Source organism: Pseudomonas sp. AK-TSAG1-1, from assembly GCF_056821665.1.
Genome location: NZ_CM165965.1, coordinates 5,016,363 through 5,036,835, shown reverse-complemented (window position 1 = coordinate 5,036,835; position 20,473 = coordinate 5,016,363). Strand labels below are relative to the sequence as shown.

General features: G+C 59.4%; 13 protein-coding genes. 9 read left to right on the top strand and 4 right to left on the bottom strand.

Going from position 1 to position 20,473, the window contains the following annotated elements; genetic code table 11:
* Nucleotides 1–71: 71 nt before the first annotated feature.
* Both AC1UK9_RS22690 and AC1UK9_RS22685 read left to right on the top strand, forming a co-directional pair.
* A complete protein-coding gene (locus AC1UK9_RS22690; protein ID WP_003227831.1) occupies nucleotides 72–302 on the top strand; it encodes a VF530 family protein in 231 nt (76 codons plus the stop codon).
* A 1-nt stretch (nucleotide 303) separates the two neighbouring features.
* The gene (locus AC1UK9_RS22685) at nucleotides 304–942 is read left to right on the top strand and encodes a Pr6Pr family membrane protein (protein ID WP_482578547.1); all 639 of its coding nucleotides are present in this window, start codon (nucleotides 304–306) and stop codon (nucleotides 940–942) included.
* Nucleotides 943–1,047: 105 nt separating this feature from the next.
* Here AC1UK9_RS22685 and AC1UK9_RS22680 read toward each other — a convergent pair whose 3' ends face one another.
* Entirely contained in the window at nucleotides 1,048–1,836 is a 789-nt protein-coding gene (locus AC1UK9_RS22680) for a siderophore-interacting protein (RefSeq protein ID WP_482578546.1), read from the bottom strand.
* A complete protein-coding gene (locus AC1UK9_RS22675; RefSeq protein WP_482578545.1) occupies nucleotides 1,833–2,408 on the bottom strand; it encodes a PadR family transcriptional regulator in 576 nt (191 codons plus the stop codon). The genes AC1UK9_RS22680 and AC1UK9_RS22675 overlap by 4 nt, the downstream gene beginning before the upstream one ends.
* 516 nt (nucleotides 2,409–2,924) lie before the next feature.
* Between AC1UK9_RS22675 and AC1UK9_RS22670 the strand changes: the two genes are divergently transcribed.
* The 5 genes from AC1UK9_RS22670 to AC1UK9_RS22650 all read left to right on the top strand — a co-directional run bounded on the left by AC1UK9_RS22670 (nucleotide 2,925) and on the right by AC1UK9_RS22650 (nucleotide 8,699).
* Nucleotides 2,925–3,404 carry a CS1 type fimbrial major subunit gene (locus tag AC1UK9_RS22670; RefSeq protein ID WP_473013483.1) on the top strand — a complete coding sequence of 160 codons (480 nt, stop codon included), beginning with the start codon at nucleotides 2,925–2,927 and terminating at the stop codon, nucleotides 3,402–3,404.
* Between the two features lie 110 nt (nucleotides 3,405–3,514).
* Nucleotides 3,515–6,037, top strand: coding sequence for a CS1-pili formation C-terminal domain-containing protein (locus AC1UK9_RS22665; RefSeq protein ID WP_482578544.1), 2,523 nt, complete (start codon nucleotides 3,515–3,517; stop codon nucleotides 6,035–6,037).
* A 35-nt stretch (nucleotides 6,038–6,072) separates the two neighbouring features.
* On the top strand, nucleotides 6,073–7,341 hold the full coding sequence (locus tag AC1UK9_RS22660; protein WP_473013481.1) for a hypothetical protein: 1,269 nt from the start codon (nucleotides 6,073–6,075) through the stop codon (nucleotides 7,339–7,341).
* Between the two features lie 59 nt (nucleotides 7,342–7,400).
* Complete coding sequence (locus AC1UK9_RS22655; RefSeq protein ID WP_482578543.1) at nucleotides 7,401–8,144, top strand: molecular chaperone; 744 nt, start codon at nucleotides 7,401–7,403, stop codon at nucleotides 8,142–8,144.
* A 60-nt stretch (nucleotides 8,145–8,204) separates the two neighbouring features.
* Complete coding sequence (locus AC1UK9_RS22650; protein ID WP_482578542.1) at nucleotides 8,205–8,699, top strand: CS1 type fimbrial major subunit; 495 nt, start codon at nucleotides 8,205–8,207, stop codon at nucleotides 8,697–8,699.
* Between the two features lie 31 nt (nucleotides 8,700–8,730).
* On the opposite strand, the gene AC1UK9_RS22645 is transcribed toward AC1UK9_RS22650, so the two are convergent.
* Nucleotides 8,731–13,266 (bottom strand): dermonecrotic toxin domain-containing protein, encoded by a 4,536-nt coding sequence (locus AC1UK9_RS22645; RefSeq protein WP_482578541.1) that lies wholly within the window; start codon nucleotides 13,264–13,266, stop codon nucleotides 8,731–8,733.
* A 415-nt stretch (nucleotides 13,267–13,681) separates the two neighbouring features.
* Nucleotides 13,682–16,795, bottom strand: a complete 3,114-nt coding sequence (locus AC1UK9_RS22640; RefSeq protein ID WP_473013477.1) for a transglycosylase domain-containing protein — start codon at nucleotides 16,793–16,795, stop codon at nucleotides 13,682–13,684.
* Nucleotides 16,796–17,387: 592 nt separating this feature from the next.
* On the opposite strand from AC1UK9_RS22640, the gene AC1UK9_RS22635 reads away from it, so the two are divergent.
* Both AC1UK9_RS22635 and AC1UK9_RS22630 read left to right on the top strand, forming a co-directional pair.
* A complete protein-coding gene (locus AC1UK9_RS22635; protein ID WP_025112421.1) occupies nucleotides 17,388–18,806 on the top strand; it encodes an amino acid permease in 1,419 nt (472 codons plus the stop codon).
* 165 nt (nucleotides 18,807–18,971) lie between these two features.
* A complete protein-coding gene (locus tag AC1UK9_RS22630) occupies nucleotides 18,972–20,462 on the top strand; it encodes a glucosyltransferase domain-containing protein (protein WP_482578540.1) in 1,491 nt (496 codons plus the stop codon).
* Nucleotides 20,463–20,473 lie beyond the last annotated feature (11 nt).

Below are 20,473 nucleotides of genomic sequence, written 5' to 3'. Positions count from 1 at the left end.
GCCTTCCACCTGACCGGCCCCTCGGCTAAGGTGCGCGGCTTGTGCATTTTCACTCCGTCCAAAGGCCTGGCATGAACGACCACACTCCCGATCCGCTGCATGGCGTAACCCTCGAACAGATCCTCAATGCGCTGGTGGCGCATTACGAGTGGTCGGGGTTGGCCGAGCGCATCGATATCCGCTGCTTCAAGAGCGACCCGAGCATCAAGTCGAGCCTGACGTTCCTGCGCAAAACTCCGTGGGCACGGGAGAAGGTCGAGCGCTTGTATGTGAAATTGATGCGTACCAAGCGTCCGCTCTGAGATGGACGCCGTTTTGCGGCGACGCCTGATCATGCTCATCGCCAGCCTCGGCTGGGCCGGGTTGAGCATTCAGCTGTACCTGATTTTCCTTGCGCGCCTGAGTGTCGACGCCAGTCTGCTGGGCGGGCTGGTGAGCTTCTTCAGTTACTTCACGGTACTGACCAATACCCTGGTGGCGAGCGTGCTGACGAGCGCGGTCACCCGGCGCGAATCCGCTGTGCAGCGCTGGTTTCTGCTGCCTTGGGTCAGTAGCGGGGTGGCGGTGAGCATCGCGGTGGTCGGCCTGGCCTACAGCATTTTACTGCGACATTTGTGGCACCCCGAGGGGTGGCAGTTTATCGCTGATGAATTGCTGCACGACGTGATGCCGCTGCTGTTTCTGGGCTATTGGTGGTGCTGCGTGCCCAAAGGTACGTTGCGCTTTTGGCACCTGCCGCTGTGGCTGATTTACCCGCTGGTGTATTTCGGTTATGCCTTGCTGCGCGGGCATCTGCTGGGCGCGTATGCGTACCCGTTCATTGATGTGGCCATGCTGGGTTATGCACAGGTGTTCATCAATGCCGGGGGGATATTGGTGGGGTTTGTGCTGATAGGTTTGCTGGTGATCGGCCTCGACCGCTGGCGGTCAGCACGGCATTGAAACCCATGTGGAAGCGGGCTTGCTCGCGAAAGCGTCGGGTCAGTCAACATCATTTTTGAATGAACCACCGCATTCGCGAGCAAACCCGCCCCACAGGGAGGCATCTCATTCCTCTTCGGGAGTACCTTCGGCACGCCAGTAGCCGACGGCCTTGATGAGCTGCTCGTCCAGCCCATGCTCATCAATCAATACCCGGCGAATCTGCCGCGAGACCTTGGTCTCGGTCGCTACCCACGCATACAGATTGCCCTTGGGCACTTGCAGCTGTTTGACGGTGGTCAGCAGGTTGTCCTTGCCACCTTCACGCAGCACCCAGATCACATTGACCTGCGCCGCACTTTGCAGCGCCTGTTGCTCGGCACCGTTCTCCACCTCGATCACCACCAGCGCCTTGCGATTGGCCGCCAGGCCTTCGAGGCGACGGGCGATGGCAGGCAGGGCGGTTTCGTCGCCGATCAGCAGGTAGCTGTCGAAGATATCCGGCACGATCATCGAGCCACGCGGCCCGCCGATGTGCAGCAATTGCCCAGGTCGGGCCTGTTCGGCCCAGGTCGAGGCAGGGCCGTCGCCGTGCAGGACGAAGTCGATGTCCAGCTCGAGTTTTTCCAGGTCGTAGCGACGCGGGGTGTAGTCGCGCATCTCGGGCAGCGGACCGTTGTCCTTGCCCGCACCGAGCACCATGGTCTCCAGCGCAGCAGTTTGTTCGGCGTTCTGCGGGAACAGCAGCTTGACGTGATCGTCGGTGCCCAGGCTGATGAACCCGGCCAGCTCCGGCCCGCCAAGGGTGATGCGGCGCATGCGCGGGGTCAGGTCGACCACGCGCAATACTTCGAGTTTGCGGCGTTTGATTTCGTGCATCACGCGGTGAATGGTTTGGGTATCGACTGCAGTCATTCGGCTTTCTCCGGAGCAAATTGAACGGCGGGGCCGTCGACAATGGCTTTGGCGGTGTCGTTGAGCAGATCACGCACGCGCAGAATTTCTTCGGGACTCCAGCGCCCGTGGTGCAGTTGCAACGCGTGGCGCAGGTTGTGTACGGCTTCGTGGATTTCCGGCGGCCGATCGTGGCCACGCAGCGAGCGTTTGCTGACCTCGATGCGCATGCGCACGCCGTCCAGTGCGATCGCTTGTTCGCTTAAAGACAAACGACCGGCATCGGTCACGCTGTAGCGCTTTTTGCCGGCATCGGCGTCGCCGCTGATCAAGTCGCTTTCTTCCAGAAAGGTCAGGGTCGGGTAGATCACGCCGGGGCTGGGGCTGTAGGCACCGTCGAACATGCCTTCGATCTGGCGGATCAGGTCATAGCCATGGCACGGCTGTTCGGCAATCAGTGCCAGCAGCAGCAATTTCAGGTCGCCGGGGGCGAACACCCGTGGGCCGCGACCGCCGCGTTCGCGTCCGGGGCGCTTCTCGAAGCCGTCGCGGCCGTCACCGTGCTCGCGGTGGGGGGAATGATGGTCTCTCATTTTTGCTTTCTCTCTCGTCGTATTTAGATACAACTTAAGATATATCTTTAGGTGTCTGCAAGGCCTCCTGACCGACGGTTGTCGTCCTTCAATCGAAATATCGGGCGCTGATTACGGCAAACGATCAAAAAAAAGCGGTATTAAATCGCCCGGCAAAGGCGCAGTTTAGTGCTAACTCTCTAATAGTCGGCGTCGGCCTTTATTATCGGCAGGGTGTGGTATGTGTCTTACGGAAGTTGCTGTGAAAGTTGGCGCGTTCAGACAGATTGCTGGCGCGTTGTAGCCTGTCTCTTACAGCAGGGCTGAAACTTTTATGGTTTTCGTGGTTTTTTCTCTCTTGGTTAGAGGTCACTGGGCTACACGCTTGTCGGAACTTGCCTGCTTACTTTCAAAGGGAATTGCTTGATCATCTTTCGGCGTTGAAAGTTCAGTTGGGTCAATAACTGCTCGTGACGGTTTTGCTCATCAATAACTTTTGACTCTCCTTCGATTATTTTAAATAACAGGTACTGAAAGATGTTCAAGAAAATCGCGTTTGCTGCTCCTGTGGCTGCTCTGGCACTGAGTGCTTCGATGGCGTTCGCCGCCACTGATGCCAGACACTCCATCAGTCTGGTCGCTACTGTTTCTTCCGATGAATTCTACGCGGTACCGGTTGACTACGACCTGGTCAACAAAGACCAGGACATGAGCTACAACCCGGGCACAGACTCCATGCGTACCATCGATGGGCACTTTGACGTGCTGCACACGGCGGGCAAGGTTCATGCACGACTGGAAGGTGTGCCCAAGCTGATTGCCGGCAACAAGACCATTGATTTGAAGGTTGAACTCAATGGCAAGACGTTGACCACCACGTCGCAAGAAGTGGTTAACGCCACTGATTCCAACACGCGCTATCGTGCGCCGTTCAAGATCAGTGCCGTCACCACCCAAAAGCCTGACGCGGGTGAATACACCGGTGTTGTCACGATGGTTGTGGAACCTTCCGTCTAAGTAATACAGATGACGGAAAACGTTTACTTGTCTCAAGTGGCGTTCCCGGTCGGCAAACTTTCCGGTTTGTCGGCCGAGCGTTGATTTCTTGGTAATCAGAGTATTAGTTCATGTTCCCGATGACGCCCATCGCGACAGCGCTTGCGCTGTTGTTATGTAGCAGTGCATTTGCGGCAACCTCTTCTATTGATAATACGCCACGAAGTTTGCTCGCTCAGGCCAAAGGCCTGCCGGCAGAGTTTGAAGAGCATTTTTTTGATGTTCCGCTGGCGGTACGAGTGGAACTCGACCAGCAACCTCTCGGCGAGGCCATGATCGTGTTGTCGCGCGATGACCGGGTGACCTTGCTCGAATTCACCGATACCAGCGAAAGCCGCTTCGAAGCCAGCGAGCGCGAGACCTGGGCGGACGTTCTCAAGCCCGGTGTGAGCCTGGGAGCCTGCACGGCTCAGTGCCCTGCGCAGATGCTGGCGGTTCACTACAACCTGGAAAACTCGTTGCTGTCGATCGTGACCGAAAATGCCGAGCGTGAGATTGGGGCCAAGCGTTTTCACGATCAGCCGCCAGGGGGTAGCCGTGGCCTGATCGTGCGCAACCAACTCAACCTCAACGGTGGTCAGGAGCAGGACCTGGGTGGTCGATTCGGCCTGGAGGCCAGCGGCAGTCTGGGCAACTGGAGCCAGAGCTTGAACCTGCAGCTGTCGCGACTGGGCAGCCCGGATGACAAGACTTATCACGCAGTACATGAGCTCTATACCCAGCGCGAAATGGAGGGCAATTTTTTTCGTCTGGGCTACTTCACCCCCAACTCCGAGGGCCTGATGCGTGAACCCCGAGCCTTCGGCAACAGCCCGGATACGGCGGTGGGGCTGATGTACGGAAGCTCCGACAGTCTGGCCATCGACAGCCCGAAACCCAGCGTTTATCCGGTGTATGTCACCGCCAATCGCCAGGCCTCGGTGGAGATCTACCGGGATGGGCTGCTGATTAACACCCAGGCAGTGCCGGCGGGGTTGCAGACGCTCGATACACGAGCGTTGCCCGGTGGCATCTACGAAGTGGAAGTGCGTCTGATCGAAGACGGCCAGACCACCTCGACCACCCAAGAGTTGATCTACAAACCCAACAATTGGCGCAACCATGACGAACGCTGGCGCTATAACCTGTTCGCCGGTCAGGAAAGCAAACTGCTCAGCAACTGGGAGCAGCAAAGCAGTGGTGATGCCACGGCCGGTGCGGCTCTCAACTACCTGCTGCACCCGCGGGTGATCCTCGGCCTTTCGGCGCGCCAAGTGCGCGAAAAGCTGCAGTACGGCAGTTCGATCGACTGGAGCCTTGGCGAGCGCACCAGCCTTTACGCCAACTTGTATCAGACCGAAGACCATGGCACCGGCGCCGACTTCCAGGGGTTGTACAACTATGGCGCCGGCAGTCTGGTGGTCAGTCACAACCGCAGTTGGCTCGACACGACCAACACCTACGACACGCTGCCTGATGGCACCCGCGTGCGCCAACGCAATGTGTTTACCGGGCAGACCAGCAATTCTTCGCTGGCGCTGAACCACCGGATCAGCCGCCAGAGTTCGCTCAATGGCAGGGTGTCGCACAGCGAGGGCAACGTCGAAGGGGTAGGCGTTGACCTCGGCTGGACGCAACGCACGGTGGTGTTTGGCAATGATGCCAACTGGCGGTTGTCGCTGTTCGACCGTCCGGGCAGTTACAGCAGTAGCGAGGCACGCAATCGCGGAGTCGACCTGAGTATCAACCTGGCGCTGGGCCGCCCGGGGCAGCAGATATCCGGCAGCATCGGTAGCCGTACGGCCCGCGATGGCCGTCGTGACAACAATGGCTCACTGGGCTTTCGCCAGGACTTGCAGGACCACGTGTTGCAAAGCGTCTCGGTGACCGCGCTCACCGACACCTATGGTGTGGGCCTGTCGAGCCTGGCGAACTTTCGCACTGATGTGGTCAACGGTGACGGATTCCTTCAGCGCTCATCGTTCAACGACAACTTCACCGGTGGCTTGAACCTCGACAGCACCCTGGTGATCGGCGGCCAGCACATGGTGTTGACCAGCCAGCATCAGGGCCGCGGTGCGGGAATGATCGTTGACGTCGAGTCGGACATCGATGGCATTGCGCTGCGTGCCGATGATCTCAGCGGCGGCAGTGCGGCGTTGCGCCCCGGGCGCAATTTCATCGCGCTCACGGCCTACAAAAACAGTTCGGTGAGTTTCGATTTCGAAGGCAACGACGTGCCCGCAGCCAGCATCGAACCGGCGCGAACCCGCTATCACCTGAACAAGGGCGGTGTGGAGTATCGCAAGGTGCGGGTCATGAAGACCCTTACCGTGCTCGGTCGACTGCTCGACCCGCAAGGCCGGCCGCTCAAGGGACATCACGTGATCAACCATGCCAGCCGCGGGGTCAGCGAAGTCGATGGCTTTTTCTCGATGGAAATGAACGCCGGCTCGCCAACGCTGGAAGTCCGCTATGCCGACCAGTTGCTGTGCCAGTTCCGCCTCGATATCGATCAGTACCGTCGTGAAAACAGTGTGCTGATGATCGGTGATCTGCGGTGTTCGCCGGACACCCTGGCGGATGCCACGTCCAACCGGAGCTCGGCCGGTTGAACCGTGCCAGGCCCGATGTTCTAGAGAGTGTGATCATGAATCTGACTTTGACCTGCTCCAGTCTGCTGCGTCGCAGTCGCTGGCTGGGGATGCTGGCGGTCATTGCCGCGCCTTGCGCGCAGGCTGTGAATCAGGAGATCCGGGCGTTGTTCACCCCCGACTCGGCCAATCCGCAACGTAACATGTTCATCAACAAGACCCCGGTCAGTGGCTATTGTGCAGACCAGCCGAGCGAGTGCCGGGACAACGAAACCTTCAGTATCCGTCTGCCCATCCGGTTCGATTCGGCGAGCCCCATGCAGCCCAATGCGTCGCCACGCAACAGTGCAATGTTCAGGGTTCCTTCTCTGTGGCGTCCGTTGACGGTGACCCATCGGGAAACCGGAGAAACGGAAACCGTCGAGGTACGCATTGCCGGCTTCGGCTCGCGCTACATCCTGAGCGATACCGCAGCCAACCTGACTGGGGCGCCGACGGCCCTCGAGGGGCATCGCGCTTTATGGGGGGGGGCGGGTAGCAGTTGGGTAAATTCGGCGCCCCCCTGCACCTACAGTGGTGTCGGAGTGTTTTCGCACGACTACTACCAATTCTTCTGGAAGACGCCAGTGCAAGGAACTTGCGTCAAGACGGCCAGTTTTCCCATCCCGGCCATGAAGTATGACGATCTGGATGTTTCGTATGAACTGAAAACCCCCAATCCGTTGAAAATGTCATCCGGGCTCTATACCGGGGATTTGAGTTATCGCATTGGTCCCGGAGGCGACTTTGACATGGGGGATGTGATGCTGCCGAGCGACCCGGACCTGACCCTGAATTTTGTGCTGGATGTTCAGCACACGCTCAAGGTCGACATCCCGCCCGGCGGCGAGAAAATTGCACTGGTGCCTGCCGGTGGCTGGCAAGGCTGGCTGCACGCAGGGCGCAAACCGGAGCGGCTGTTCCGCGATCAGCCCTTCCATATTTCGGTGTCGTCGCGTTTCAAGATGCAGCTGGAATGCGAGTTTCTTCAGATGTTCAACTGCTTGATTCGCGACCCCGTTTCCCAGCGCACGGCGGTAGTACAGGTCAGTGTCAGCCTGCCCAATGGCTTGACCGATTTTGCCGGGCGACCGGTTCAGCGGCGCCCGCTTCGGGTGAACTACGGGGAGGAAAGCATGAAGTTCCAACCCGGGGCTTATCTCGACCGCGCGCCCGGAATCCTGCACTTCGAAATGTCGCCGTTCTGGGTCAATGAAATCGTCAAGTCCGGTGAAGGGGGGCGTTTTTCAGGAAATATCACAGTGATCTGGGATTCGGAAGTCTGATGGCCCGCGTATCGATGGTGCGTGTTTGTGCTGTGTTCAATGTGATGAGGTTCAAGGGTATGAAACGTCTGTGGGCACTGGTGGGGTTGAGCGGTTTTTCTCTGGTCATTCAGGCCGGGCCGCAGATCAACGTCGGAACGGTTTACGACTATCTGGATGGCGACAAGAGTACATACCTCAAACGTGTGTTCAACAGCGGCGACAGCACGGCGTTCGTCAAGGTCAACATCCTTGAAATCGTCTACGACGCCGATGGCGGCCACGAGGAAGTGGCGGTGAAAACGCAGACCGATGGCAGCGGTCGTGACGGCTTGATGGCCAGCCCGGCACGGCTGATCGTGCCGGCCAAAGGCATGCAGGGCACACGTCTGTTGATGATGGGCGAACGTGACACCGAGCGTTACTTTCGCGTGCGTTTCATCCCGGTGGTGCCGGAGAAGGAAGACGAGTTCGCCGTCTCGGCTGAAGAACGGGACGTCTACAAGCAAAATCTCTCGGCCGGGGTCAATGTGATGACCGGGTTTGGCACGGTGTTCTTCGTGCGTCCGAAAAACGCCCGGTTCGACACTGCGATCGATGACAGTCCCGGTGTTTACCGGCTGCGCAACAACGGCAATACCGTGGTGCTGATCGATGAGTTTCGTAATTGCTCGCTGAAAAACGAGACCGAGTGTGAGCCAGTCACCAAGCACCATGTCCTGGCGGGTAAAACCTTCGAATTCGAGAAAAAGTCCGGTCGCGAGTACCGCTTCAACCTGGTCGAGGGCGCGTCGAAAAAAGCGCTGCGCATCGCCAGCCAATAACACCGCCGGGGCGGGCTATTGCGGTGGCTCGCGGTTTTCTGACGCAACAAGGTAACTGACATGATCAAGCAATCGGCCATCGCCCTGTGGGCGGGCGTCGTTGTGCTGGCAAGTGCCCAGGCGTTTGCCGCGCGCGAAGAACGCGTGTTCGAGGTATCGCTGGATATCCCGACTCTGGGGTTTTACGTGATACCCGCCGAGATGAACTGGATACATCTGCAGCAGACGTTAGTGTGGGATGCCCACACCAGGACGCTGGGCGGGCTGCGCAAGAATTTCGACGTCAGGCACGACACCAGTGCCATTGAAGCGCGACTGGAGTCCGAGCCCTACCTGTCCAATGGACGCGACGAGCAGAACATTTATCTGCGTGTCAGCTTCAATGGCAAGGAGTTGAGCCATGCCCCGCAGTCGCAGGTAGTGGTGAGTGCGGCCCAGGCAATGACCGGAGGCCGCTTCCCTTTGGAAATCCAGCCGAAGGCGCCGGTCGGCGGTTACAAGCCAGGTCAGTACTACGGCAATGTTCAACTGATCTTCACGGCCGCCGCGCCCTGAGACGCGACAGCGTAATGTTGTCGTTTCGTGATTACTGACCGGCCTCCAGCAGGGCTGCACGGGTCAGGCGTCGAGCCAGTTCTTTTTCTTCATCCCACAGGTCGGTCAGCAAACGGTCAAACGTGCTGTCGCTGATCGCCTCATCGGCGAAGACCACCGTGGCCGGGACGGGTAATTCGTTCATCAGTTGCCCGAGTCGGCTGTGCAGTTGAGCACGCTGGACATCGTCGAGTGAGCGGGTTGCCCATTCACGCTGAACCTCGCGCAGGGTTTCCAGGCGTTCATATTTATCCAGGTAGAGGCGTTTGTTGCTCTGCAGGCGTACCGGCCAGGTCTGTTCCATAAACTCCTTCCAGAAGTCCTGGTCCAGCATCCGGTTGACCAGACCATCGCCTTCGCTCAGCGCCTGCACGGTGGTGAAGGCCTGATCGATCATGGCATCACTGACACCGGCGACTCGCCGGTAGAGCATGGTCTGTGACTGCCATGGAAGGCTCAGGCGTTGCGCCAGGCCAGTCTGATAGGCCAGATAGACTTCCACCTCATCGGGGTTGCCACCGCGGGACTGGACATCCGCACGCGCCACTTCGTTGACCAGATCCAGGCGCGCCGCACCTTTGGCGAGGGTGACCAGTTGCTTCTCGATTTGCGTGGTATCGGTGTTGTAGAGGTAGACCTCGCTGGCCAGAACGTTGATACCCATGCTGTTGAACATCTGCGCGCCGGCGTCGGCACAATCCACCGGTGCCGACGCCATGGTGAAGAGTTTTTCCCGCAGGCGCGTATCGGTGTGCACGGCATCGAGCATGCGCCAGACCCGCTGCATCAACTGATCCTTGATGGCGCCGCCGGCGCGGTAATCGGAATACTCGCGTACCCCCAATAACACTTGCATGAACGGCTGGGCTGCGGGCTCCTCCACCAGCTCTGACCAAGGTGTTTCCCGATCAACGCCCCAGCCCGGTACATCGCTCCAGAAGTCGTCACCGTAGTTTGAGACGATGGCCCTGTTTTCCTCCTCGGGCGCAAAGACCGGTTCTGCTGGCAGCCCCACCGAACGGCGATAGGCCTGGTATTGAATCTGGTCGGTCTCTGACAGCGTGCCGACATCCAGCCGCGTCCGAGCGACCAGCCACTGCGCTGGCGAGCCCTCGTTGACCTCGGGAATCCGGTTGATCGGGTTGTTCCGCAGATCGAGAAGAAAACCGCGTGGTCGGGTCCTGGCCAGCGTGCCGTCGGGCCAGGTCTGCAGCCCGGTGTTTTTCAGGACGAGGACCTTCAACCGCGGCATGCGCGAAATGTCAGGTGGCAGCGTCAACGGGTTGTTTTCCAGTCTCAGGACTTCCAGGTACGTCAGGTCGCGCAACTGTTTGACCGCTGCCGAATCGAGCACTACGTGGTTGTCGCTCAGTCGCAGGCGTTCGAGCCGGTGCATTGTGGTAGCGATGTGTCGGGGCAATTGCGTTAATTCGCAATGTTTGACACTGAGTTCCAGCACATTTGGAAAGTCCTTGAGCAGGCCGTTCAAGTCAGCGGAGAAGCGCGTGTTGTCGAGCTTCAATACGGTGACTTTATCAAACAGTTTTTTCATGGCCGGGCGCTTGGACCACCAGGTTTGCAGATCCAGGGGGAGCAGCTCTCTGGATAGATCCAGGGCATAGGTGGAGGGATCGCTACGTTGCCCCAGCTCCGCGTTCTTGCGTTCGATACAGTCGAGCAGGCGCTCGAAGATGTGCAAGCCACCGCCATCGCGAAAGTTCTGACTGTCAGGGCCCCAACTGTCCGGCTGTTGATAGCGCCAGCGATGCACGATCTGACGATATTCGTCGAGCTCGTTCGCAAGTGTTTCGATGGCGCGGATGGGCTCGCCCTGTTCGGTCAGGGCATTGGCGAAGGTATCGATTTCGAGGCGGCTGAAGTGCGGATACACGTCCTCGATCCGCTCATGCAGGGTGACCGCGTATCTGCTCAGGCGCGGGCCATTCAATATCTGTTGGGTTTCGAAAGGTACCACCGGGCGCACAGGTGGCTGCCTGAGCACTGCACGGCGTTCACTCGGCGTGGTGGTCTTGGCGATCACCCATTGCTGAAACTGGTCGGCATCGCTCGGTCGATAGCCCAACACACTGCGCCCCTGATGGTCTGTGGCATGCAGGATCGCCTCATACAGGCCGCACGCTTCATGGATCGGCTGGTTCGCGCCATCGCGCACCCGGTAATGGTCCTGGCTTTCGTGCACCAGTACACGAATCCGGGTGGCCGTGTCGCTACCGGCACTGCTGCGCAGTTCTCCATCGAAGGCGGCCTCGCGGATTTCGATGCGCAAATCACCAAACGCATCGGTGTTTTGCCGCAGGGCGCCGAGGATCAGTCGTTCGCTGTCAATGTTGCTCAGGCGAGTCTGCTGCAACCCTTGAGCAGCCCTGACCGATTGCAGTTCGAATTGCAGCTCGCGGGCCGTGGTTTTCAGGCGTAATGGTACCCGCCGGTGCAAGGTGAGCTGCTGCAGTTCCAGCGGTGTGGCGTGAGCGACGACTCTGTCAGCGAGCACGGACGTCAATTGCGGGCACACTTGCAGAACCTCGTCGGTGGCAGGTGAGCTTGTTGGAGGCAGCGTCGCATCGGGCGCATTGCCCAGGCGTTGCAGGGTATCGATGAGCAGAGGCGGGGGCGCAGTGTTGTCCACATGCATGCGGCGCAACGCGCCCTCGTCAGTGCCACAGACCTGGCGTAGCAATTCCAGTTGCTCGTCGCTATAGGCGTCGGCAACGGGCCCGAGGCGACGCATCAGGATCGAGCCAGCCCACTCGCGCGGGTTTTCCGTTTCAATGACCCACGCGCCGTGACTGTTGTGACGCAAGGTGGGCGCGTAGGCCTCGGATCGTTGCGGGTGGCGGATGCGGTATTGGCCGGTGGCCGAGTCTTGCTTTACTTCGAACTGCTGACCTTGCAGGCGCAGCACCTGCTTGCCCTCAAGCAGGTGAATACCCTGTGCATCAGGTCTGGCGTTTGTCGGCAAGGCAAGGTCTGGCTGATGGTAGGGGGTAAGATCCGGATGCCACAAACGGCTCTGGCCGTTGGCCAATTGCACCGGTTTCAAACCTTCATAAAATGACGAGAGCTTCGCCCGCGCGATGCTTCCAATGGCACCCGCCGCCGCAAACGCGCCCAACTGGACCACGCTTTGCAGCACATTGAGGGTTTGCTCCAAGGCTTCGGCAAAGTGTCCTTCTGCCAGATCGACAATGCCTTCGACCACTTCATCGGTCAGTTGGTAAGCGGTGTACGCCATCATCAAGGGGCCGAGGCCTGGCACGAGCGGAATCGCCACCAGTAGCGCGACATTGAAAATATCCGCCAGCATTTTCTGCAGATTGTCCCACCAGGCCCAGCGGGCCATGCGGTCGACGTAGGCGGTGGAGATTGCGATTTGCTGTGCGTCGTTGAGTATCTGGTTGAGTTTCTGTTCGTGCAGGTAGGCCCACAAGTCGTTTTGGTAAACGGTGCTTCTGTCGCTCTTGATGTTCGATGCGCGAAACTGCAGATAGGGACGGTCTACCGGCGTTTCACGCCAGCTGGGCATGTTGGAACCCGGGGGCGCCGGTTGCCATTTCACCTGGCTCATGCGTTCGTTCAGCCTGGAAAAGAACATGCCGCGCTGCTGATGGGGCACGAACTGGCTGAAGAACCGCTGGTAGTTTCCAGGTGAGGTTTTATCGCGTAACTGGCGGGTCAGCTCCTCCATGAACTGGAGCGACGAGGAGTACTGTTTGAGCGGGTGCTGCGGATCATGGGGGACGTAGGCAAGTACCGGAACCGCACTGGAGGCGGTAGCGGCTTCAGGGGCGATCAGCACGATGCCGCTCAGTTGGGTGTCCATGATCGACAGGTTGTAGTAGCCGACCGATTGCCCGTTCCATTTCAATGGCCCGCGTTTGTTGAACATGCCCAGCACAACGTCGTAGGCACTCTGGTCGATGTCGTTGTGTAGCCGGGCAATGTGCGCCGCCACGTTGAGCGCAGCCTTGTCGCTGAGCGTCACCTTGTGACGCAGAATATTGGCGGCCACCGGGTTGGGCGAGCGCAAATAATTGTTGAGGTGTGCCAGGTATTGCGCGCCGATGTCCAGTTCCCGACACAGGGATTTGAACTGCTCGATACTCATCTTGTGCTTGATGCGTTTGACCTGGAAATGCTCGCGGGCGTCGGGGCGGGTAATGAACTCGCTGTCCTGGGAAAACTGCTCGTCTCGGGCAAAGTTGTGCAAGGCCGCATCGAGCAGAGAAACCGTTCGGCTGTTCGTCCCGCCTGAAAAGTCGTGCACCCACCACGCGGTTTTCACGGGCGAATACAAACGCAAGCAGGTCTGTTCGACATCGTCCTCGACGCCAAAACGGCTCTTCAATGCCTGTTGCAGCAGCGGTCTGGCGAAGCTGTAGACGTCCTGTAATTGATCAAGTGCGCGGTCAATATCGTTCTGCGCCGTCCAGTTGAGCTCGATGGCTTTCTTCAGGCGCTGTTCCAGGGTCTTGATGGCCTCTGACTGTGGGACTGGTGTCGATGACACGTCGTCTTTTGTTTCAGGAATTGCTGGCCCCGCAATCGTTTCTTTCATGCGTTGTCGGATGGCCCGCAAGGCTTCCCACTGAGGGTCGGAAACATCGATTCGGTCAGGTCTCAATCGGTTGATACGGGAGGGCAACGCATCGGTGAGCCAGGAGGGAAGTGCCTGGCTGACGTGTTCAAAGTGAACACTGTTGTTGCTCGAATCGCTGGCGGGCGGAATCTGCTTGGGGTTTGCATCATGCATTGACTGATCGTCCGTGGATCAACTGTGGAGCAATCAGACTAGGTAGGCGCACGCCTCAAAAAAAGCGTAAAGATCTGTTCGGTACACCCGTGGTTTTCGGCGCAAGGGCGCAAAATCAGGGAGTGAAAAGTAGCCGGCTACCACCACCGCCGGCGTATGAGGTGATCCACGCTCAACGGCTGGCGGTGGTTTGATTCGGCTGGCACAGGGTGTGCGTCCCCGGTTGCAGGTACGGCGACAGGATCGGCGCCATACCCTTGAGCACCTGCACCGGCAGTGCCGAGGTGAATTTGAAGTTTTCTGCCGAGCGCCCGGGCACAAATGCGGTGAGTGTGCCGAAATGGTTATTGCCGATGTAGAACACGAAGGTTGCGGTGCGGTTGATCGATTTGGAACTCAGGATGCGCCCGCCGGAGCCGATCGCTTCAATGCGGTTGTCGCCGGTACCGGTCTTGCCGCCCATCACCAAGGGTGTGCCGTCGGCGGTCTTGAAGCTGCCGGAAACGCGTTTCGCTGTCCCCGAGTCCACTACTTGCGACAGCGCCTCGCGCATGGCGGTGGCGACTTGCGATGGCATGACCCGTTTGCCCACGTGAGGGTCGTTGCTCAAGCGCGTTTCATACGGTGTGCCGGCGGCAAAGTGCAGGCTGTCGATACGCAGGGTCGGCATGCGCACGCCGTCGTTGAGGATGGTCCCAATCAGTTCGGCCAGTGCCGCAGGGCGGTCGCCGGAGCTGCCGATGGCAGTAGCCAGTGACGGCACCAGATGATCGAACGGATAGCCGACTTTCTGCCAGCGCTGGTGAATCTCGAGGAACGCTTCGATCTCGAGCATGGTGCGGATGCGGCTGTCGCGGGCACCCTTGTGCTTGCTCTTGAACAGCCAGCTGTAGACTTCCTGGCGCTCGAACTGGCTGGCCTTGACGATCTGGCTGAAGGTCGCGTCCGGGTTATGCAGCAGGTAACCCATCAGCCACAGATCCAGCGGGTGAACCTTGGCGATGAAGCCCTGATCCGGCAAGTCGTAGGTGCCCGGGCCATAGGCGTCGTACAGCCGGATGAGGCGGTCGTCGGTGAGTTTTTCGGTGAGCTTGGCGCCCTTGAGGTGCGCGCGCACAAAGGTGTTGAAGTCTTCCTGGCTGGCGTTGGGCAGCAAGTAACGGTGCACCGCGGCCATGCGGATCGGGGTCGGGCGCATGCTGTCGAGGAATGTGTCGAGGCGGGCCTGGGTGTCCTTGTTCTTGTACTTCTTCCAGAACTTGAGCAGGAACGAGGTGCCTTCGCGATCAGCAAAACTGGCCAGGTATTCCTGACGTCGCGGGTCGCGGTCATCCTTGAGCAACTCGGCGCTGCTGTTTGGGCCGGAGTAGGTGACGTAGCGCACCACATCGCGCATCAGGCGTATGAACGGCAGGTTGATCGACTCACGCAGGGCGTCGCGCAGGGTCGGCATGCGGCCGTTGTCTTCCTTGCGAAAGTTGTGGAACACGTGCAGGCCGCCACCGGTGAAGAACGCCTCACCGGGGCTGGCGGAGTACTTGCGGTCAAGCGCGGCGCCGAGCATTTTCGACAGGTCGTGATCCTTGTTCTGGATCAGGTAGTCGATCACCCATTGGCTGAGGCGGTCCTGATCCGGCACCTCGACTTTTTTCAGCTCCGGCACGCTCATGGCGCCGTACTTGTCGTGCAACTCGGAGATGATCTGCAGGTAGGTGGTCAGCACACGCATCTTCGCTGTCGAACCGAGTTCCAGCTTGCTGCCTTCGTTGATGTCGAACGGCTGGTCGGTGCTGTCAGTCTGCACGCGCACCCGCGAGCCGTCCGGGGTCAGTTCGAACAGGGTAAAGCTGTAACGCACCTGCGTGGTGCTGGTGGGGGTGAGCAGGCGTTCACCGATCAGGCCGATCTGCCCGGCAAACGCGGGGTCGGCGAGTTTTTTCAGGTACTCGGTGGCTTGGGTTTGCAAGTCGCCCTGCAGGGTGCTGGTGGCCGACAGGTCGAGGCGGTCGAGGTCGTACAGCGGGCGATTGAGCATGGTTGCCAGCCGGCTGCGGGCGACGCTGATGCCCTTGTTGGTTTCGATTGGCTGAATGGTCGGCTGCGTCTGCCAGTCGCGGTAGGTGACCTTGCTCGCCAGCGCGGCATCGGCCAGGGCATTGTCGATCACCCCCCCCTGTTTGAGCAGACGCAGGTGGCTGTCGGTGAGCTCGGCAAGTTCTTCACGGCCCTTGGTCAGGTAATGCGAAGGCCGGCGCTGGGCGATCATCAGCGAGAGCATTTCGCGCAGGGCCAGGCCTTTGTCGGCCATGGTTTTCGGATCGGTGGCCGGGCTGTTCAGTTGTTCATTGGCCTGATTGAAATCGCTGCCGTACCAGACCCGCAAACCTTCGGCCATGCCATGTACCTCACCGTGACCCGGTACGGCGGAGAGCGGCACGCTGTTGAGATAGTCGCGAATGATGTTCTGCCGTGCGCCAAGGGTTTGCGGCCCGGGCTGATAGGCGCGCACGCTGGCGGAAATCATCTGGCGGATCTTCTCGGCGCCGGACACCGTCAGGCCATCGGGCGAATGCCGGTACTTCTCCAATTGCGTGGCCAGCGTACTGCCGCCTGCCGATTGCCCCGGCAGGTGCAGCAACTTCGCCACTTGCGACCACGCTGCCATGCCGAAGCGCGGCCAGTCCACGGCCGGGTTGGCCAGCGGTTGCCTGGGGTCGAGCAGAAAGCGGTTTTCGATGAACAGCAAACTGCTGACGACCACTGGTGGAATCGCTGCAAAACTCGCATACAGCTGCTGTGGGTACTTGTACTGATACAACGGTGCGGCACGGCAATCGGTGATCGACAGCCCGGCCTGAATCTTTTCCGAGTAGGGCACGAACAGGCCTCTGTCGGTGTAGCTGAGCAGCGCCGGAGAAAAGCGTGTCTGCTCGGTGATCACGTAATCGCGCTTGAGCAGGCGCGGCAGGAATTCATCGAGGGAGCTGTAGCCAAGACGCAAATCGAACGGCCCGTTGCCCGGGTAGCGGATGGCTTCGCTGGGGCCGGGTTCGAGCTGATATTTGAGCGACGCTGCGTATTGGCTCAGCTCCCGGGACTGAAAGCGCGAGGTGCGCATTTCCTTGCTCGCAGCCAGGCCAACGACAATCGCGATAATCAGTAGCAACAACCAGAACGCCTTCCAGCCGTGCCGGTTGCGGCGTTTTTTGGGGGGGACAGGCGCTTCATCCACACGTTCAGTCGGAACCACGGCTTTACTCGAATCGGTTTGCCACAAAGCGCCCATAGTCGATTGATCCATTCACGCAGATTGATCGGACTTGACTGAAGCTTAGACGGTGGTTGGTGATGGGGGAAAAAATGTGCTGGGGCAATCGTCTGAACAAAACTGAAGTCGATGGCAGTTGTTTGAGGCTTCATCTGTGGGGAAGCAATTCATCTATGCCGAGGGGATAGATCCCCTCACCTCAGAGAGTCCCTTTAAAACAGGAAATATGAATCTGATCAGAGCAGGTTGGCGTAGATGGCCGGGCTAGAGCTATCCACCACGCAATACCACCCACGCAGGGGCATGACGGTGCACCATTGTCGTGCAATACTCGGCGGCCTTTTTTTGTGGTGAATATTCCTACGGGTATCAGGTAATATCTCTCCGCAAACCGGCTTATTGCCGAGACTTAACGCTGAATGTTGTGATTTATATAGTGAAAAGCCCTGTCATTGGCTTTTTATACTGCACGCCCCGCTGATCTTGCAGGTTGGGACCTGCGAGACGCGTTTGCCCACGAGGCTGGCGCGGTTTCGGGAAGCTCCGGCCTATCGGTCGAGGCTTCGACACTCGGTGGTCATATCCAATAACAAGACGAGGTTGTATCCCTATGCCAGTCGGCAATCACCTGCCCCATGGCGAGACCGCTCACGGCGGCCCGCTCAAACGCGAACTCGGTGAACGGCATATTCGCCTGATGGCGCTCGGTGCCTGTATCGGCGTCGGCCTGTTCCTGGGTTCGGCCAAGGCCATTGAAATGGCCGGTCCGGCCATCATGCTGTCCTACATTCTCGGCGGTCTGGCGATCCTGGTGATCATGCGCGCCCTGGGTGAAATGGCTGTGCACAACCCGGTGGCCGGCTCGTTCAGCCGCTACGCCCAGGACTACCTCGGCCCGCTGGCGGGCTTTCTCACCGGCTGGAACTACTGGTTCCTGTGGCTGGTGACCTGCGTCGCGGAAATCACCGCCGTCGCCGTGTACATGGGCATCTGGTTCCCCGACGTACCACGCTGGATCTGGGCGCTCGCGGCACTGATCAGCATGGGCTCGATCAACCTGATCGCGGTGAAAGCCTTCGGCGAATTCGAATTCTGGTTCGCCCTGATCAAGATCGTCACCATCATCGCAATGGTGATCGGTGGCGTCGGCATCATCGCGTTCGGTTTCGGCAACGACGGCGTCGCGCTGGGGATTTCCAACCTGTGGGCGCACGGCGGCTTCATGCCCAACGGTGTGACCGGTGTGCTGATGTCGCTGCAGATGGTGATGTTCGCCTACCTCGGTGTCGAGATGATCGGCTTGACGGCAGGTGAAGCGAAGAACCCGCAGAAGACCATTCCCGATGCAATCGGCTCGGTGTTCTGGCGCATTCTGCTGTTCTACGTTGGCGCACTGTTCGTGATCCTGTCGATCTACCCGTGGAACGAGATTGGCACCCAGGGCAGTCCGTTCGTGATGACCTTCGAGCGTCTGGGCATCAAGACTGCCGCCGGCATCATCAATTTCGTGGTGATCACCGCGGCCCTGTCGTCGTGCAACGGCGGCATCTTCAGCACCGGACGCATGCTCTACAGCCTGGCGCAGAACGGCCAGGCCCCGGCCGGTTTCGCCAAGACGTCCAATGGCGTGCCACGTCGCGCGCTGCTGCTGTCGATTTTCGCCTTGCTGATCGGCGTGCTGCTCAACTACCTGGTGCCTGAGAAAGTCTTCGTCTGGGTGACGTCGATTGCCACCTTCGGCGCGATCTGGACCTGGGTGATGATCCTGCTGGCGCAACTGAAATTCCGCAAAGGCCTGAGCGCCAGCGAACGTGCCGGCCTGAAGTACAAGATGTGGCTGTACCCGGTCAGCTCGTACTGTGCGCTGGCGTTCCTGGTGCTGGTGGTCGGCTTGATGGCCTACTTCCCGGACACCCGCGTGGCGTTGTATGTGGGGCCGGTGTTCCTGGTGCTGCTGACCGTGTTGTTCTACGTGTTCAAGCTGCAACCGACCGGTGAATCGCAGGGCGCGGTACGTTCGATGTCGTAAGTCGAGCGCGCGGCAACAACGAAGCCCCGGCCATTGGTTCGGGGCTTTTTCATGGGCGTCACCCGTGTATTAACCGCCGGTCTGAAAGCGCGATACAAAGCCCGCTGCAAGGCTCAAACCTGTATCACTTTGCAATCTCGCGCAGCCGTGAACAGAGGCGCAGACATGAGGACCAGCGCATTTCTTGAACGAGAGCTCAGCCAGCGGCAGGTCGTGCTGTTCTTCCTGTTCGCAACACTGCTGTACGTCTTGCCACTGATCCTCGCCGACTTCCCCTACATCGACGACAACTGGCGCACGCTGGCCGCCGGTAACGCTTGGGCCGGGCAGGGGCGATTGTTTGCCGACTGGTTCTATCAGGCGCTGACTTTCACCGGCGCCGCACCGAATATTTTTCCCTTGCCGCTGCTGCTGGCCACTGTGGGGATGAGTCTGGCGCTGAGCCGCCTGACTGTTCACTACTTCGCTGAACCGACGCTGGCCTGTTGTCTGGTGCCGTTGCCGCTTTGGTACAACCCGTTCCTGCTGCAAAACCTGTCCTATCAATACGACGGCCCGATCATGGCCCTGAGCATGGTCGCGGTGATCTACGCGATCACGTTCGATAGCGCGTCACGGATACAGCGCTGGCTGGTGCCATCGGCGCTGTTGGCGTTGGCGATCGGTCTTTATCAGATCAGCCTCAATGTATTTGTCGGCCTGTGTTGTGTGGAACTGCTCAGTGCCGTTCACCGGCCAACCCGATGGCCGGAGATCCTGCAGATGCTGGGCTGGAAATTCGCGCAATTGGGCCTGGGCATTCTGATCTACAGCGTCACGGCCTATCCGTTCATGGACACGTTGCGCAAAACCGAGCTGCTGACCCTCGACGGCCAGCCACTGCTGCAGATCGGCATCAACCTTGAGCGTATAGCGGGAAAAGTCGCGCTGTTGTTTCACGGCGGCTACCCGTGGGTGTTCGCCGTACTGGTGTTGTGCGCGCTCATGGGGTGCGTGCGGCTTGCACGATCTGGGCGGCAGCCGCTTTGGCAAACCCTGCTGGCGTGCTTGATCACGTTGCCGATGCTGATATTGCTGGTGCCCGGGATCACGCTGCTGTTTCGTGATTTCAATGAAGGTGCGCGGACCCTGATGGGGTTCGGCGTGTTGCTGGTCGGGTTGTTCTATCTGGCACACCTGGCGTTGGCACCGGGGCACCGTCGATTGCCGCTGCTGCTGATGATCCCGCTGCTGGCGGCACTCTCGCTGTCCTTTGCGTATGGCCGGGTGCTGACCCTGCAAAAAACCTTCACCGACAGCGCGCTGTACAGCCTGAGCCACGACATTGCCGAGCATCGCGAGCTGCGCGAGGCCAAGCGGATTTACCTGTCGGTGAGCTACTCCGATCGCTGGCTGGTCAGCGCGGCCGGTTCTTTCAAACGGTTGCCGGTCCTCCACTATCTGCTCAACGTCGATTACTTCGTCCTCGCGGAAAACCTGCCGTCAGCGGGCATCACCAACGTGGTCGTCGAGCGCGAACGACGCAATGCCACCCACGTTGGCTATCAGGGTTTCCCCGCATTGGTGGACAGCCTGTATTACCGGATTTATCTGATTGGCGATTACGCTTTCATCGTCATGAAAGAACCGCCGCACGGCAGGTTGCTGCAGTGGTAAGACTTACCACC

Coding starts and splice junctions, on each gene's coding strand:
- AC1UK9_RS22690 (WP_003227831.1), top strand. CDS start 72: ATGAACGACCACACTCCCGATCCGCTGCATGGCGTAACCCTCGAACAG.
- AC1UK9_RS22685 (WP_482578547.1), top strand. CDS start 304: ATGGACGCCGTTTTGCGGCGACGCCTGATCATGCTCATCGCCAGCCTC.
- AC1UK9_RS22680 (WP_482578546.1), bottom strand. CDS start 1,836: ATGACTGCAGTCGATACCCAAACCATTCACCGCGTGATGCACGAAATC.
- AC1UK9_RS22675 (WP_482578545.1), bottom strand. CDS start 2,408: ATGAGAGACCATCATTCCCCCCACCGCGAGCACGGTGACGGCCGCGAC.
- AC1UK9_RS22670 (WP_473013483.1), top strand. CDS start 2,925: ATGTTCAAGAAAATCGCGTTTGCTGCTCCTGTGGCTGCTCTGGCACTG.
- AC1UK9_RS22665 (WP_482578544.1), top strand. CDS start 3,515: ATGTTCCCGATGACGCCCATCGCGACAGCGCTTGCGCTGTTGTTATGT.
- AC1UK9_RS22660 (WP_473013481.1), top strand. CDS start 6,073: ATGAATCTGACTTTGACCTGCTCCAGTCTGCTGCGTCGCAGTCGCTGG.
- AC1UK9_RS22655 (WP_482578543.1), top strand. CDS start 7,401: ATGAAACGTCTGTGGGCACTGGTGGGGTTGAGCGGTTTTTCTCTGGTC.
- AC1UK9_RS22650 (WP_482578542.1), top strand. CDS start 8,205: ATGATCAAGCAATCGGCCATCGCCCTGTGGGCGGGCGTCGTTGTGCTG.
- AC1UK9_RS22640 (WP_473013477.1), bottom strand. CDS start 16,795: ATGGGCGCTTTGTGGCAAACCGATTCGAGTAAAGCCGTGGTTCCGACT.
- AC1UK9_RS22635 (WP_025112421.1), top strand. CDS start 17,388: ATGCCAGTCGGCAATCACCTGCCCCATGGCGAGACCGCTCACGGCGGC.
- AC1UK9_RS22630 (WP_482578540.1), top strand. CDS start 18,972: ATGAGGACCAGCGCATTTCTTGAACGAGAGCTCAGCCAGCGGCAGGTC.